The following is a 13223-nucleotide window of genomic DNA, read 5'->3' on the forward strand; positions in this document are numbered from 1 at the left end:
TTGTCGAACGTGTGTGACCGACCACCATGCCAGAGTACGAACCGTCCTGGGAGTCGTTAGACCGGCACGAGGTCCCCGACTGGTACCACGACGCCAAACTGGGCATCTTCATCCACTGGGGGGTGTACTCCGTCCCGGCGTGGGCGCCGACCGACGCCGAAATCGGGGGCGCGAACGCCTCCCCGTACGCCGAGTGGTACCCGTACTACATGTACGAGGAGGGCTCTCCGACTCGGGAGTACCACCTGGAGCAGTACGGCGAGGACGTCGAGTACGCCGACTTCATCGACGACTGGGACGCCGCCGAGTGGGACCCCGCCGAGTGGGCCGAGTTCTTCGCGGACGTCGGCGCGCGGTACGTGGTCCTCACCGGCGAACACCACGACGGGTTCCCGTTGTGGGACTCCCACTACGCAGAGTACGACGCCGCCGCGATGGGGCCGGAGCGCGACGTCGTCGGTGACCTCTGCGAGTCGGTCCGCGACCGGGGGCTGCGGTTCGCCGCCTCCTACCACGCCAACTACAACTACTACCAGCCCGGGTTCGAGGGTCGGTTCGGCCACCCGGACTTCGACCCGGGTGGACCCGCCGAGGAGGAGGGCGGCCCCGGGTCGGAGTACGTCGACTTCATGAACGCCAAGCACCGCGAACTCGTCCGGAAGTACGACCCCGACCTGCTGTGGTTCGACGTGCCGAAGGCGGACAGCGAGCACGCGCACGCGACGGAACTCATCGCCGACTACTACAACCGGGCCGCGGAACGGGGCAAGGAGGTGGTCGTCAACGACCGGGCGGCGACCGACGCCATCGGGCCGACCATCGACCCCGACGGCGACCGCCGCGACAACGAGGAGACCCACGGCGACTTCGTCACGCCGGAGTACGCCTCGTTCGACGAGATTCGCGACGGGAAGTGGGAGGCCTGCCGCGGCATCGGCCACTCGTTCGGTTACAACCAGGTCGAAGACGAGGACGACCACCTCTCGGCGGCGGAACTCGTCCACTCGTTCGTCGACATCGTCTCGAAGAACGGGAACCTCCTCATCAACGTCGGCCCCCGCGCGGACGGCACTATCCCGGACCTCCAGCGGACACCGCTCGCGGGCCTGGGCGAATGGCTGACGGTGAACGGCGACGCCGTCTTCGCCAGCCGTCCCTGGGCGGTCGCCGAGGACGACGGCGCCGACGTGGAGGTGCGGTACACCCACCGGGACGGCGACCTCTACGCGACAGCACTCGACTGGCCCGGCGACGACCTGACGCTCTCGGTCCCCGACCACGTCGACCTGACTGACGCGTCCGACGCCGCCCTGTTGACCGCCGACGGTGACGCCGACTGCGAGACGACGGTTTCGGGCGGGACGCTCCGCGTCGAGTTGCCCGCGCGGCCCGACCACGACCACGCCTACGTCGTCCGCATCGAGGGCGTGGAGAACCCGCGGGCGTAGTCCCGACCCGTCCCGGGCGAGCCGATTCGTCGCGCGGACCGCGCCGCCGTCGGTACCGGGTGTCCGGTTCGTCGACTCCGACCGCCGGGTCCCGATTCAGCGGTGGAGGTCGCGGAAGGTGCGGTACGAGAGGTACGCCAGGTCGCGCCGCGAGAGGCCCTCCATCGCGTCGACCCACGAGAGGCAGTCGTCGTAGGGCGCCCAGCTGTCCATCCACGGGTAGTCGGAGCCGAGTTGGAGCCGCTCGGGTCCGAACCACTCCAGCAGGTTCCGCACGTAGCCGTGGAGGTCCTCGTACGGCCACCCCTCATCCGAGGAGCGCGGGAGGGAACTGACCTTCACGGCGACGTTCCCGTGTTCGGCCAGGTCCGCGAAGGCGGTCCACGGCCCCTCGTCCGGCGCGGTGGTCTCGTCGGGCCACGCCATGTGGTCGACCACGAACGTCACGTCCGGGTGGTCGGCCGCGAGGTCGGTCACCAGCGGGAGTTGCTCCGCCTTCGGAAAGACGAACGCGCACGCGCCAGCGGCGGCGAGTTCCTCCCACACCGGTTCGAGCCGTTCGTCGGCGATCCAGTCGCCCGTCCGGTCGACGTCGCCCGGAATCGCGCCGTACTCGAGGGCGGCGTGGAACCGCACGCCGAGCATCCGGTCGTGGCCGACGACCCGGCGGACGTCCCCTCGGACGGTCTCCTCGTCGCCGAAGAAGTCCACGAGTCCGACCCCGTAGAGTCGGTCCGGGTGGGCTTCGATGCTCCGCATCGTGTACTCGTTCGCGCGCACGCCGCGCCCGTACAGCGGCGTGGTGACGATGACGGCCTCGTCGACGCCGACGCGGTCCATGTCGGCCACCAGGTCGGCGTGCGAGTACCGACCCTCCCACCCCGGCGGGAGCATCTCGGCGACCCAGGGGAGTTCGTCGCTGTCGGCACCCCACGCGTGCGTGTGCGCGTCTATCAGCATGGGTTGAACGGTCGCGCGACTCCGTTGTAAACCTTCACGCTGGGCGGTCCGCTCGCTCGCCGAGCGAGGACCGTCGGTGTGCTGCGCCCACGTCGGTACTCGTCTCGCCGGGGGTGTAGTCCGGCCGTCCCGGTCCGGGACCGGGGGGTGTCGACGAGGAGGCCGACCGCGTCGCTGCTTCGTCTCTCCGTCAGTCTCCCCGTCGTCGTTCGGTTCGACGGACGCTCCTACGGAAGCGTCGACCGCCGTCATCCTCCCGCGGCATCGGCCGTGAAATCATAATATGTGTGTGGTCTATCTATACATCTAATAACAGTAGTATACATCTTTAGACCCCCATCTTGGAGCGGAAGCGGACGACGACCCTCCTATCCCCAGAATCGCCGCCGGGCGTCCGCCCGACCTGTCGACCGACGCGTCGAGGATTTCATCAGTGTCCGGCATCCGACCGTCGGTCTCTGCCGTTGACTCCTCGATTCGCCGTCGGTCGTCCGGGCACCAGCGGTCCAGTGTCGCCTCCGGTGTTTTGGACTTCAGCTATCGATTCGAACACAAGACGAGATTCGATTATGTGTGTTGAAATTATACTATGGGCACCCTCTACCGCCGAGGAATCGCGTCGTCGCGACCGAACCCTGCGGTGCGGGGTGGCCCCGGGAGGTCCCACCCGCCCCGCCTGCCAGCGTCACCGGCGGCCGGCGTCGCTGTCGGCTCTCCCCATCCGCCGCCACCCGACCGTCCACGGTGAGAGCCTCTATCAACGACGAGTCACTTACGCGAACGACAGCACTTATCTGCTGGCCGGAAATCGCCCCTTACATGAGCGATACCGTGGGAGACGACGAGGAACAGACGACGGCGTCCGCCGAGGCCGACCCCCTGCGGGTCGGCATCGTCGGCGGCGGGTACATCGGGACGACGGTCGGCGAGGGGTTCGTCGACCACGACGATGCGCGCGTCGTCGCGCTCGCGGACATCGACGAGTCGACCCTGGAGGAGGCCGCGGACGAACTGGGAGTGGACGAGGACGGGCGGTACACGGACTACGAGTCGATGCTCGACTCGGCGTCGCTCGACGCGGTGCTCATCGGGACCCCACACACCCTCCACTACGACCAGGTGGTCGCCGCGTTCGAGCGCGACCTGCACGTGCTCTGTGACAAACCGCTCACGACCGACCTCGACGACGCGCGCGACCTCGTCGAACGCGACGACGACCGCGAGGAGGTGCTGATGGTCGGCTACCAGCGTCACCTCTACCCGTCGTTCGTCGAGACGCGCGACCTGTGGAACGAGGAGGGACGCGAGCCGCGCTGGATAACCGCCGAGGTGTCGCAGGACTGGGTCGACCGCTTCGAGGACGCGTGGCGAATGAATCCCGACCTCTCGGGCGGCGGTTACCTCTACGACACCGGGAGCCACCTGCTCGACGGCGTGCTGTGGAGCACGGGACTCACGCCCGAGGCCGTCTCGGCCAACATGCACTTCGTCGACGAGGCGGAACGCGTCGACGGCCGGGCGAACGTCACCGTCCGGTTCACCAACGGCGCGACGGGTTCGTTCTCGCTGTCGGGCGAGACGCCGTGCATGCGCGAGCACGTCCGGATGTGGGACGAACAGGGGGCGGTCACGCTCGACAGTCAGGACTGGGAGCCGAACGAGTACGCCGAGATCGACGAGGAGAGCGGCGAGTACCGCCCCCGGCTCTCGCGGCACGACCAGCCGACGAAGGCAGAGGCGTTCGTCGACGCGATACGGACCGGCGAGGAACCCGTGGCGACGGCGATCGACGGCCTCCGCGTGACCGCAGTCACCGAGGCGGCGTACGAGTCCGCCCGCAGCGACGGGTCCTTCGTCGACATCGACCCCGACGACGTGGCTCTGGAGTAGCGAGAGCAGGGTAGACGACGCGCTCGGTTTCGGTTCCCGATTCCGCCGGGCGGCCGCGTTCCGGGACGCCCCACCGGACGGCTCGTCGTCCGACGCGACCGCGGGTTTATGAGGCCGGCGTCCGGTCTCTCGAGCCATGGGCGACCGCGCCTGCTACCGCGAGTTCTGTCCGGACTGCGACGCGGCGGTCAGCATCGTCGACGAGGAGTGCCCGGACTGCGGGCGGCCGCTCGAACTCGAGTGAGTCGCCTCGCTCACCGGCGACGAGAGCGAGGGAAGGAGCCGCCGATCCCCTCGGCCCTCGACGTATCACGAAACGGACGTTAGACATATCCGACCGCTCTCCGTCCACCAGTTCGGAATGGAGTACACGACACTCGGCTCGACGGGGATGGAAGTCTCGAAGGTCTGTCTCGGCTGTATGAGCTTCGGCAGCGGGGACGACTGGATGCTCGACGCCGACGAGGGGCGGGAACTCGTCGAGCGAGCCATCGACCTGGGGATCAACTTCTTCGACACCGCGAACGTCTACTCCTCGGGCGAGAGCGAGGAGATTCTCGGCGACGTCCTCGCCGAGTACGACCGCGACGAACAGGTGGTGGCGACGAAGGTCCGCTGGCCGGGCGCGAAGGAGCACCGCAACGCGGAGGGGCTCTCGCGCAAGACCATCGAGCAGGAACTCCAGCACTCGCTCGACCGACTGGGGATGGAGACGGTGGACCTCTACCAGATTCACCGCTGGGACGACGACACGCCCATCGAGACGACGCTCCGCGCACTCGACGACGCCGTCCGCCGGGGGCAGGTTCGACACATCGGAGCGTCCTCGATGTGGGCGAACCAGTTCCAGCAGGCGCTCCACGTCTCGGACCGGGAGGGGCTGGCCCGCTTCGAGACGATGCAGAACCTCTACCACCTGGCGTACCGCGAGGAGGAGCGCGAGATGTACCCGGTCTGCGACAGGGAGAACGTCGGCGTCATCCCGTGGTCGCCGCTCGGGGCCGGCTACCTGACGCGCCCGCACGACGAGTTCGTCACGACGACCCGCGCCGAACACGAAGTCGACTACGGGACGCCCTACCACGAGGGGCCGGCCAGCGAGGATATCAACGGCCGCGTCGAGGAACTCGCCGAGGAGAAGGGGGTCACGATGGCGCAGATCGCGCTCGCGTGGCACTTCCAGAACGACAACGTCGACGCGCCGATCGTGGGCACGTCGAGCGTCGAGCACCTCGAGGACGCCGTCGACGCACTGTCGGTCGACCTCTCGGACTCGGACGTGGAGTACCTCGAAGAGCCGTACCACCCGGTCCCGGTGTTCGGCCACGAATAGCCCAGATAGTACAGATAGAAAGAATAGGAGAAATAGCTGAGGTAGCATAGGTAGTACGAATATCTCCTATCCACGCTCGGGCTGCCCCGCTTACCGCACCGTGTACCCGCCGTCGATGACGACGGACTCGCCCGTCACGTACCACGCGGCGTCGCTGACGAGGTACACGGCGAGGGGTGCGATGTCCTCCGGGTGGGCGAACTCGTCGACCAGCATCTCCGAGCGCCACGTCTCCACGACGTCCTCCCCGTGGACGATGTTGTCGGTGAAGACGTACCCGGGATTGACGTTGTTGACGCGGACTCCGTGTTCGGCCCACTCCGAGGCTAGCTGGGTCTTGAACGCCTCCAGGCCCCCCTTCGACGCCTGGTAATCCACCTGGTGTTGGGGATAGTTGGCGACGAACGCCGACATCGAGGAGACGTTGAGTATCGCACCGCCGCCGCCCGCCTTCATCACATCGCCGGCGTACTTGCTACAGCGGTACGCGCCGGTCAGGTTCACGTCGAGCGTGTCCGCGAACTCGCTGACGGGTTTGTCCTCGACGGCGGCGTGGTGGACGATTCCGGCGTTGTTGACGAGGACGTCGACACCGCCGAACGCCTCGACGGTCGCCTCGACCATCGCCCGCACGTCGGACTCGCTGGTCACGTCGGTTCGGACGGCGAGCGTCTCGACGTCAGTCTCGGCCGCGATCTCCTCGGCCGCCTGCGCTCCCGACTCCTCGTCGCGGTTCGCGACGACGACGTCGGAGCCGACGTCGGCCAGGGCGTCCGCGATGGCCCGACCGATGCCGCGGTTCCCGCCGGTCACGATACTGGTCTTCCCGTCGAGTCTGAACGAGTCGAGTACGGACACAGACGGGCACCACGCTCCCGGTCACGATATATCCTCGCGCCGAGTGGTGGCGGGTGGAGTCGGGGACACCGAGCCGGACGTGACGAACGGACCTGCGTGTGCGGGCGCTCCGGGTTCGCTACCCGTCGATGACGACCGAGCCGTCGGAACAGGCGGTGACCCGGTAGCCGGCGTACTCGAACGTCAGGTACTGGTTCGGTCTCTCGCCACCGGCGTCGCCGAGCAGTTCGATGAGTTCCGGGTCGACGGCGTCGTGGAGGGGCGGGAGGTCGGTCGTCTCGACCCCCTCTCGAGCGGTTATCGCCTCGGTTATCGACGAGACGCTGAGGCCCTCGTCCGTCGCGTCGACGACGGAGCGTGCCGACGGGTCGGCGATTTCGACCTCCCAGCCGTCGTCCGCGTCGTCACCGGTGGCTTGCCAGCGCCCGCGAACGTCGACGCCGCTCGACGCGGCCTCGTCGACGAGGGTGGAGAGCGCCTCCCGAAACCCCTCGTCGCTCGCGACCGACCACCCGTTCTCGTCTTCGACGCCGTCCATGCACCGCGTCACGAGTTCGAGTGGTATCACTCACACGGTTTCGTGTTGCGTCGGCGTTCGTCGAATTCCGTCGCCGGCCGTCGAACTTAGCCTCCGCGGCGTTACGGCGCCGGGACCGGGGAGTCGTCGTCCGCTCGCTCGGTTCGGAGTCGCTCGGCCTCGTCAGCCGACACGGGTTCGTAGTCCTCGGCCGCTCGGAGAATCGCGGGAACCAGCTCCGGGTCGCCCGCGTTCGGGATGGTCGTCATTCCCTGCGAGAGCGCGTACCGGAGACAGCGTTTGACGTCGTCCTGCTCGTCGTACGGTTCGTACCAGGTGTTGTACGGCCGGTCGTCCTCGGGGACGTCGTCGGACCACGGTCGCTTCGCGAACGCCTTGATACAGAGCGTCCCGAGACCGCGTTCGTTCGCGAACTCGAGGACGGAGCGGTAGTCGTACTCCGGCCCCTCTCGGGCGTCGAGTGTCGCGTTGAACGGGAACATGACCGTCTCCAGTTCCGGGATGCGCCGTATCGCCGTCCGGATGACGCTGGGGTCGCCGTGGCTCGTCAGGCCGATGTGGTCGATTATCCCCTCCTCTCTCGCCTCCTCGAAGGCGGCGAGCGCGCCGCCGTGGTTCCCCTCGCCGGTCTCGCGGGACGACTCGCCCGTGATGCGGTCGAGTTCGTCGTAGCGAGTGACCGCGTGGAACTGGAAGAGGTCGATGTGGTCGACGCCCAGCCGTTCGAGCGACCGTTCGAGCGACCCCCACGCGCCGTAGTACGACCGTTCCTGCGTCTTGCAGCCGAGGAAGATCTCGTCGCGGTGTTCGTTCAGCTTCGGCGCGAGTTTGACCTCCGCGTCGCCGTACGAGGGAGCGACGTCCACGTGGTTCACGCCCGCGTCGAGCACCGACTCGACCATCTCGTCGGCCGCCTCCTGTTCGAGGTAGTTGAGCGCGATCGCGCCGAACGTGAGGAGCGAACTCTCGTGTCCGGTCTCGCCGAGTGGTCGGGTTTCCATGCGAAGGTGTGTGGAGCGCACGACAATAACCGTGTGGCCCCCTCGCGGCGCGGCGCCGCGAGCCGGCGGGTGCGCCGGCCGGGTCCGGGGAATCGGAGTCGGCGGGTACCGGGCGGCACCGGGCGTCCGGCGGGTTCTGGGCGTCCACGCGGGGGGAGAGCGCGGCGCTTACCGAGGCTCGGCCGCGTCGAAGCGCTCCCACTCGGCGCTCAGGGGCTCCCGGTCGTCGACGGCCTGGGCTTGCATCGCGTCGATTCTGGGGACGTCGGTCACGTTCGAGAACAGGACCACCACGGTGAGCGTCGTCGCCCGCCCGTTCGGCTCGTCGCCCGCCCGCACGTCGACGACGTCGGCCTCGTTCTCGAGCCAGTAGCGGCCGGTCTCGAACCCCTCCCGCGAGAGTTCCCGCGGCGGCCCCGAGAGGGTGACGAGCGCCCGGTCGGCGCTCGATATCTCGCACGGCAGCGTCAGCTTCGACCGGGCCGCCCGGCGGACCAGTCGGTTGAGCCTGGCGGCGTCGGTCGAGCCCTCCACGTCGTCGGCCTCGCGACCGGACGCCCAGGGGAGCAGGTCTCGCGCCGCGCGAACCAGCGAGCGGAGGCGGCCGGTCCGCGGCACCTCGACCGAGGCGTATCCGACGGACGAGACGCCCCCCGTGTCGAGCGTCCGTATCACGTCGCTCGGGTCCAGCCGGGTCTCGGGGGCCGACCCCCCGTCGCCTTCGCCGGCGGCGAACAGGGCGAAGAGCCGTTCCGCGAGCGCGACGTTCACGCGCTCGAACTCCGCGGCGAGTGCGTCCTCGTCCTCCCCGTCCTCGTCGCCGTTGTCCGTCGCGTCGGCGGTCTCCGGGTCCGACGAGTCGCCTGGCCTCCACTCGTCGTTGTCGAAGGCGATGACGTTGTCCGCCGTCTCGACGAACGACCGGAGCGACCGGGCGGCGGTGAGCGCCCGCCGCTGCCCCTCCGACGCGGCGGGGAGCACGCCGACGGCGTACACCGGTTCGTCACAGATGGACTGCAACCGGTCGAGGACGACCGCGCCGGCGCCACCCCCGGTCCCGCCGGCGAGTCCGGCGACCACCAGCACGCCGTCGGCCTCGTGGAACTCGACCCGGTCGAACGCGCGGACGAGTTCGTTTCGCTCGGTCCGGGCGACGTCGGCTCCGAGGTCGGGGTCGCCGTCGGTGCCCGACCCGTCGACCGCCTCGTGGACGTCGCCGATGGTCAACCGGCGCGGTTGGGGCACGCGCTCGGCCGCGTGAAACGTCGGTCCCTTCGAGTTGACGAGCAGCGCGTTCCCCCGGCAGAGGTCACGACCGGACGACGCTTCGAGGGTCAGGAGCTGATTGACGACGCGGCTCCCGGCGGCCCCGACGCCGACGGCCGCCAGCTTCACGGCCGCGCTCCCCGGGCGGGGCGTCCGCCCGGACGGTTGGCGGAGAGCACTGTCAGATGACCGGGTCGATCTTGCCCTGCTCGTCCGTGATCAGGTCGGTGATCTCCTCTTCTCTGACAGCGTCCTGTTCGGCGATCTTGTCCTGCGCGTCGACCGCCTGCTCCTGGATTGCGTCGATGCGGGGCGTCTCGGTGACGTTCGAGAGCAACACGACCGCCGAGAGCGCCGTGGCGTCCTCCCGCGGGTCGTCGCCCGCTAGCACGTCCACCGTGTCGACCTCGTTCTCGATCCACTCGCGCGCGCTCTCGAGTCCCTTCCTCGAGAGCTCCGACGGCGGCCCCGAGAGGACGATCAGCGCGCGGTCGGCGCTCGAGGCCTCACAGGGGAGGGTGAGCCGGGAGTTGACGGCCCGCCGGACGAGTCCGTTGATCTTCGCCGCGGGGGTCGACCCGCTCTCGACCTCCTCTTCGTTCCGGAACCGTCGCAGGAGACCGTCCTGGTCGTCGGCTCCCTCCACCGACGTCGACGCGTAGCCGATAGAGGAGACCCCGCTCGCGTCTAGCGTCCGCATGATGTCGCTCGCGTCCATCACGTTCTCCGCGACGGTCGGCTCGTCGTACTCCCCGGCGCCGAGCAGGGTGACGATGCGCGTCGCCAGTTCCCGGTTCATCCCCTCGTACCCCTCGCCGACCGTCTGGTTCTTCGAGCGCCAGGCGTCGTTGTCGAAGGCGATGAAGTTGTCCACGTTGGTGACGAACGACTGGAGCGACCGGGCGGCGTTCAGCGCGGGCCGGCCGCCCTCGTACTTCCCGGGGAGTACGCCGAGCGCGTACACCGGTTCGTCGTACATCTTCTGGAGTTCGTCGATGACCACCGGACCCGCACCGCTCCCGGTGCCGCCACCGAGCGACGCGCAGACCAGGACCGCGTCCACCTCGTGGATGTCCACGTCGTCGAACGCGCGTCGAATCTCGTCGATGTCGTTCTGAGCGACCTCCGCGCCGACCTCCACGTCCCCGCCGACGCCGTGGCCTTTGGCCTTCTGGTGCGTGTCGCCGATGAGGATTCGCCGGTCCTCGGGAACGTGGTCCGGTTTGGTGAGGTCCGTCCGCGCGGTGTTTATCACCAGCGCGTCCCGGCAGAGGTTCCGGTTGGTAAGCGTCTCGAACTCGACCATCTTGTCGACGATTTTGCTGCCGGCGTTACCGACACCGATCGTGCCTAGTTTCATGATGGGGTGTAGTGACCAGGTTGACCGGCGGTCGCCCCGAACGGGCCTCCATCCGCGAACCGACCGCCGCTTCGTGCACCCAGTTGAATACGTTCTCACCGCCGACTTGATTTATATCTTGGCCAATAGTTTTCAAATACGATACTCACAGCGGCGACGCGCACGGTTGTGGTACACTGATGTCACCTCCCGCTATTGTGCCAGTCCGGAGTCTCCCGGTCGACGATACTCGGTATATCGCATAGCGCTATACTGTATCCCGGAAACGACGCGACTACGGCGGACGCCGGGGAGCGAGGAGGGTCGTTGTCCGCGTCCACCGCTCCGGCGTCGAAGCGCCGTGCGTCGGTACGTCGACGCGTACTGACCGGCGACCGGCAACGACGTATCGGCGGTCGACCGTTCGGTGTCCGCTAGGGAGACGGGAGGAGTGAGAGCGGGACGCACCACCTGTCGGCTCTGGAGATTATCGTCTCCGTCGGCGAAGTAGACGACGGCTGGGGCGTGCTCCGCGGCGCGATAATGGGCCGATTATCACCGTCCGGCGCTCGTCGGTGGGGTCAGCTGGTGGCCTCGCAGGTTGAGTTCGCAACCCACACATGACAAAAAACATCCATCGGCAATTCTTTACTGTCCCGTCCGATTTACTTAGTCGATGCACGACAAGCGGATACTGGTGACCGGAGGAGCGGGGTTCATCGGGTCGAACCTCGCGAACCACCTCGCGGAGGCCAACGACGTGGTCGCGGTCGACGACCTCTACCTGGGGACGCCGGACAACCTCTCGGACGACGTCGAGTTCGTCGAGGCGAGCGTCCTCGACGACGACCTCCCCGCCGACGTCGACGTCCTCTTTCACCTCGCCGCTCTCTCGTCGTTGACCATGCACGAGGAGGACCCCCAGGCGGGCGTGCGCGTCAACGTCGAGGGGTTCGTCAACACGGTCGAACAGGTCCGCGCGACGGGGTGTGAGACGGTCGTCTACGCGACCACCTCCTCGATATACGGGTCGCGAACCGACCCCTCCTCGGAGGACGAACGAGTCGAGGCCCGGACGGGGTACGAGGCCTCCAAACTCGCACGGGAACGCTACGGGGAGTACTACGCCAACGCACACGACATGAACGTGGCCGGTCTGCGGTTCTTCTCCGTCTACCAGGGCATGCGGGGCGCCGAGGAGCACAAGGGCGAGTTCGCCAACATCATCGCCCAGTTCGCCGACGACCTCGCGAACGGCGAGTCGCCGGTCATCTACGGCGACGGCTCGCACACCCGCGACTTCACGCACGTGTCCGACATCGTCCGTGGCATCGAACTCGCCGCCGACCACGAACTGACCGGCGTCTACAACCTCGGTACCGGCGAGAGTTACAGCGCCAACCGGGTCGTCGAGATGCTCAACGACGAACTCGGTACCGACATCACCCCCGAGTACGTCGACAATCCGATTCCGGACGAACTGTTCGTCCACGACACCAAGGCGGACCCCAGCAAGATGCGCGAGGCGACCGGCTGGGAGCCGCGAGTGGCGTTCGACGAGGGAATCCGGATGGTGTGCGAGCCGTACACGTCGACCGAGTAGCCTGACCTCCGCGCGAAACACGGGGCTTCGTCCGCTCTCACCGACCGCGGATTGCCCGTACGCGCCATCCGGACCGCCCCGGTGCTCCGGTCGAGCCGCCTCCGACGTGTCTCACTCGACGTCGAACTCGTCCAGCCACCCGGTCACCGACGACTGGAGCGCGCCGGTCGTGCTCCCGAGGTTCAACAGCTGATACCCGTTTCGCGCTTTCTCGTTGACGTCCTCCATCCCGAACCCGAGTCCGCCGACCGGGACGCCGGCGTCGACCGCCGCCGCCCTGACCGTCTCGACGGCCTCCTGCACGGCCGGGTGGTCCGGTTCGCCCGGGTGACCGAGCGCTACCGAGAGGTCCAGCGGGCCGACGAAGACGAACCCGAGGTCGGGGACGTCGAGAATCGCGTCCAGGTCGTCGACGGCCTGCTGGTTCTCGACGGTGACGCCGAGGACGACCTCCTCGTCCTCGGTGGTCACGTAGTCGTCCGTCCGCCCCCACCGACTCGCGCGCGGGCTCGCCATGCCGCGTCGACCGGCGTCGCCGTCGTACCGGAACCGCGCCGCCCGCACCGCCTCGCGGACCTCCTCGGCCGTCTCCACGCGCGACAGGAACACGTTCCGCGCACCCGCGTCGAGTACCTTCCGGACGAGCGCGGGTTCGGTCACGGGGATGCGAACGAGCAGTTCCGTCCCCGTCAACTCCGCCGCGCGGAGCAGTCCCTCCAGGGTCTCGGCGTCCCACGGGCTCGGCCCGCCGTGTTCGAAGTCGAGCCAGACGAAGTCGAGGCCGAGTTCGCCGTAGAACTCGACCAGCGTGGGGCTGTACGTGTTGTCGAGGATGCCGAGCGCGACGTCGCCGGCGTGCAACTGCTCGCGGAGTCCGTTCGTCCGGGGTGACTCGTCCATGGTGCGCTATCGACCGCATCCTCGATAAAGCGCGCGGGTGGGACCCCCGTCCGCGTTCCCGACCGACGGCTCCGACGACCCGTCCCG

The 13223-nt window shown here is 68.2% G+C and carries 11 protein-coding genes; 4 read left to right on the forward strand and 7 right to left on the reverse strand.

The features are described 5' to 3' along the window. The first annotated feature begins 26 nt into the window (after window positions 1-26). The gene (locus AC6RUA_RS16555; RefSeq protein WP_499815853.1) at window positions 27-1448 is read left to right on the forward strand and encodes an alpha-L-fucosidase; all 1422 of its coding nucleotides are present in this window, start codon (window positions 27-29) and stop codon (window positions 1446-1448) included. 96 nt (window positions 1449-1544) lie between these two features. Here AC6RUA_RS16555 and AC6RUA_RS16560 read toward each other — a convergent pair whose 3' ends face one another. Continuing rightward, window positions 1545-2408, reverse strand: a complete 864-nt coding sequence (locus AC6RUA_RS16560; RefSeq protein WP_499815854.1) for an amidohydrolase family protein — start codon at window positions 2406-2408, stop codon at window positions 1545-1547. An 819-nt stretch (window positions 2409-3227) separates the two neighbouring features. Between AC6RUA_RS16560 and AC6RUA_RS16565 the strand changes: the two genes are divergently transcribed. Together AC6RUA_RS16565 and AC6RUA_RS16570 are read left to right on the forward strand one after the other, a co-directional pair. Next, on the forward strand, window positions 3228-4298 hold the full coding sequence (locus AC6RUA_RS16565; RefSeq protein ID WP_499815855.1) for a Gfo/Idh/MocA family protein: 1071 nt from the start codon (window positions 3228-3230) through the stop codon (window positions 4296-4298). Between the two features lie 361 nt (window positions 4299-4659). Further along, window positions 4660-5631, forward strand: coding sequence for an aldo/keto reductase (locus AC6RUA_RS16570; protein WP_499815856.1), 972 nt, complete (start codon window positions 4660-4662; stop codon window positions 5629-5631). Window positions 5632-5721: 90 nt separating this feature from the next. Here the strand turns inward: AC6RUA_RS16570 and AC6RUA_RS16575 are convergent, their stop codons facing one another. The 5 genes from AC6RUA_RS16575 to AC6RUA_RS16595 form a co-directional block, all read right to left on the reverse strand. Beyond that, window positions 5722-6489, reverse strand: coding sequence for an SDR family NAD(P)-dependent oxidoreductase (locus tag AC6RUA_RS16575; protein ID WP_499815857.1), 768 nt, complete (start codon window positions 6487-6489; stop codon window positions 5722-5724). Window positions 6490-6607: 118 nt separating this feature from the next. Beyond that, window positions 6608-7027 (reverse strand): HalOD1 output domain-containing protein, encoded by a 420-nt coding sequence (locus AC6RUA_RS16580; RefSeq protein WP_499815858.1) that lies wholly within the window; start codon window positions 7025-7027, stop codon window positions 6608-6610. 101 nt (window positions 7028-7128) lie between these two features. Continuing rightward, window positions 7129-8028, reverse strand: coding sequence for an aldo/keto reductase (locus AC6RUA_RS16585; protein WP_499815859.1), 900 nt, complete (start codon window positions 8026-8028; stop codon window positions 7129-7131). 168 nt (window positions 8029-8196) lie between these two features. After that, window positions 8197-9423 (reverse strand): tubulin/FtsZ family protein, encoded by a 1227-nt coding sequence (locus tag AC6RUA_RS16590; RefSeq protein WP_499815860.1) that lies wholly within the window; start codon window positions 9421-9423, stop codon window positions 8197-8199. Between the two features lie 52 nt (window positions 9424-9475). Next, window positions 9476-10654: a tubulin/FtsZ family protein gene (locus tag AC6RUA_RS16595; RefSeq protein ID WP_499815861.1), complete on the reverse strand. Its 1179-nt coding sequence runs from the start codon at window positions 10652-10654 to the stop codon at window positions 9476-9478. Window positions 10655-11309: 655 nt separating this feature from the next. Between AC6RUA_RS16595 and AC6RUA_RS16600 the strand changes: the two genes are divergently transcribed. Beyond that, window positions 11310-12236 carry an NAD-dependent epimerase/dehydratase family protein gene (locus AC6RUA_RS16600; RefSeq protein ID WP_499815862.1) on the forward strand — a complete coding sequence of 309 codons (927 nt, stop codon included), beginning with the start codon at window positions 11310-11312 and terminating at the stop codon, window positions 12234-12236. A gap of 111 nt (window positions 12237-12347) precedes the next feature. Here the strand turns inward: AC6RUA_RS16600 and AC6RUA_RS16605 are convergent, their stop codons facing one another. Next, the gene (locus AC6RUA_RS16605) at window positions 12348-13136 is read right to left on the reverse strand and encodes an HpcH/HpaI aldolase family protein (RefSeq protein WP_499815863.1); all 789 of its coding nucleotides are present in this window, start codon (window positions 13134-13136) and stop codon (window positions 12348-12350) included. Window positions 13137-13223 lie beyond the last annotated feature (87 nt).

This window comes from Halorarum sp. SLYT50 (genome assembly GCF_059821265.1).

Excerpts from the sequence above, each read along its gene's own strand:
- AC6RUA_RS16555 (WP_499815853.1), top strand. The coding sequence starts at position 27 with ATGCCAGAGTACGAACCGTCCTGGGAGTCGTTAGACCGGCACGAGGTC.
- AC6RUA_RS16560 (WP_499815854.1), bottom strand. The coding sequence starts at position 2,408 with ATGCTGATAGACGCGCACACGCACGCGTGGGGTGCCGACAGCGACGAA.
- AC6RUA_RS16565 (WP_499815855.1), top strand. The coding sequence starts at position 3,228 with ATGAGCGATACCGTGGGAGACGACGAGGAACAGACGACGGCGTCCGCC.
- AC6RUA_RS16570 (WP_499815856.1), top strand. The coding sequence starts at position 4,660 with ATGGAGTACACGACACTCGGCTCGACGGGGATGGAAGTCTCGAAGGTC.
- AC6RUA_RS16580 (WP_499815858.1), bottom strand. The coding sequence starts at position 7,027 with ATGGACGGCGTCGAAGACGAGAACGGGTGGTCGGTCGCGAGCGACGAG.
- AC6RUA_RS16585 (WP_499815859.1), bottom strand. The coding sequence starts at position 8,028 with ATGGAAACCCGACCACTCGGCGAGACCGGACACGAGAGTTCGCTCCTC.
- AC6RUA_RS16595 (WP_499815861.1), bottom strand. The coding sequence starts at position 10,654 with ATGAAACTAGGCACGATCGGTGTCGGTAACGCCGGCAGCAAAATCGTC.
- AC6RUA_RS16600 (WP_499815862.1), top strand. The coding sequence starts at position 11,310 with ATGCACGACAAGCGGATACTGGTGACCGGAGGAGCGGGGTTCATCGGG.
- AC6RUA_RS16605 (WP_499815863.1), bottom strand. The coding sequence starts at position 13,136 with ATGGACGAGTCACCCCGGACGAACGGACTCCGCGAGCAGTTGCACGCC.